Below are 517 nucleotides of genomic sequence, written 5' to 3' on the forward strand. Positions count from 1 at the left end.
GGGTCGTGCGTGAGCGCGATCACGGCGCAGCGTTCGTCGAGCTTCATGTCGAGCACGGTGTCGTCGGGCATCGTGCGCACGAGCGCCGTGCCGGGCACGTCCCAGATGTCGGTGTATTCCTCGCGCGGGTCGCACACGGTCACCTGGTAATCGAGCCCCACGGCAATCTGGCAGAGATAACGCGAAAGCTGTCCCGCGCCGATCACCAGCATGCGATAGCGCGGCCCGTGGATCGTGAGCAGGCGCGCGTCGTCGAAGTCCACGCCGTCGGTCGCTTTCGCGGGGCCGAGCGTGGCGCGGCCCGTCGTCATATCGAGTGTGCGCGCAACGAGTTCGCCGCGCTCGACGGTTTCGAGCAGTTCGCGGATGCCCGACGCCGCCGAAAGCGGTTCGAGCACGAGCTGGATCGTGCCACCGCATGGCAGTCCGAAACGATGGGCCTCCTCCGCCGTAATGCCGTATTTCACGGCTTCGGGCTGCGTGATCGTGACGCCTTCGCGGCGCACGCGGTCGATCA

1 protein-coding gene is annotated in these 517 nt (G+C 67.1%); it reads right to left on the reverse strand.

Features of this window, described 5'->3' with window-relative positions:
* Nucleotides 1-517, reverse strand: a 517-nt coding sequence (locus U5768_RS31875; RefSeq protein ID WP_322034294.1) for an XdhC family protein, incomplete at both ends; no start/stop codon positions are given.

The organism is Paraburkholderia sp. J76 (assembly GCF_905220295.1).
In the GTDB taxonomy this organism is placed as follows: Bacteria; Pseudomonadota; Gammaproteobacteria; order Burkholderiales; family Burkholderiaceae; genus Paraburkholderia.